Consider the following 1,276-nt stretch of genomic DNA (forward strand, 5'->3'; position numbering starts at 1 on the left):
TCCATTCGCCGTTCCATCAAGTTCACCGTGGGCCGCTTCCACGATTACGAACGGACCATGCAGCTGAACTATCTGGCCTCCATCCGGCTGGCCACGAACTTGCTGCCGGGCATGGAAGCGCGCAACGAAGGCCACATCATCAACGTGTCCACCGTGGGCGTGCAGGCTAACCCGGCGCGCTTCTCTGCCTACCTGGCGTCCAAGTGGGCACTGGAAGGCTGGACCTGGGTGGCCGCCAATGAGTACGCCCACACCAAGGTGCGCTTTTCCTCACTGAATTATCCGCTGGTGCGCACCCCCATGATTGCCCCCACCAAGATTTACCAATACATGCCCGTCATGTCACCGGAAACCGCCGTGAACTGGATGCTGGACATGATCATCACCCAGGACAAGCGCAAGCTGGGCGTGTTCGGCAAAGGCGCACTGGCCATGTATTACCTGTTACCGAAAACGTCAGAATCCATCGTTAATTTCAGTTACCAGAGCCTTTACGAAGAGCCACCCGCCAATTACGTTTCCAGCAAGGTGCGCGCGGGCACCGTGGCCAACACCGGCGACAGCACAAAAAAACGCCGCGCATAAGCACGGCGTTTTTTATTCCATCCAGGACAGGCATAGCATTGATACTGACAGCTTATTATTCAGTTCCTAACGACCCTGCAAGCTTTCCAGCAATTGGTCGATTTCTGCCTTAAGCTCTTTATCTTCAATTTTTTTGGCGCTGACCTTTGCGTCCGCCAGGTTGCTAATGGCTAATCCGGGACACGCATAAATTTAATCAAAAGAGAGCTTGATCAATCAGCATGCGGTCAGGCTTTGTCCCGACACCCATTTACGACCTGTCGAGGCCGCATAGGCTTTCAGTCTTTCCAGGCTGCCGACCGCGACAGGCAGTCTCTGCTTGTGCGGCTGCATATGCCGCAACCATGCCCTTTCATCAATACCAAGCCGATCCAGAATCCCTGCGGCCCGCTCCGAGATTGCGCCACGTTTACCTGCACGCACCGCCCTTCCCGTACTGTCCACGAGCTCCAGATAGTCCATCAGCCGAAAGCGGCAAACCGTATCATCGTGTTCAACTTCCACTGTCTCACTATCCACCATCGGGAGTAGGTGAGGCATTTTCTTCGTTGTCTGGCGACCCTTGATCTCGCTGGCTCGTTGTTGAACCGAGGTATAATCCGAAGCTTCAGGAGTACTGGCCATATCTGCCCGAACAGGATTGAGATCCACATAAGCCATACACTGCAATACGGCCTTTTCATCCAGTAGC

At 54.5% G+C, this 1,276-nt stretch carries 1 protein-coding gene and 1 pseudogene; one reads left to right on the plus strand and one right to left on the minus strand.

Annotated elements, in window-relative coordinates:
* On the plus strand, positions 1-585 hold a 585-nt coding region (locus A3730_RS20655), incomplete at its 5' end, for an SDR family NAD(P)-dependent oxidoreductase (RefSeq protein ID WP_156501279.1).
* Between the two features lie 216 nt (positions 586-801).
* Here the strand turns inward: A3730_RS20655 and A3730_RS32010 are convergent.
* Positions 802-1,276, minus strand: a pseudogene (locus tag A3730_RS32010) (transposase); the annotation flags it as partial.

This window comes from Alcanivorax sp. HI0044, assembly GCF_001634945.1.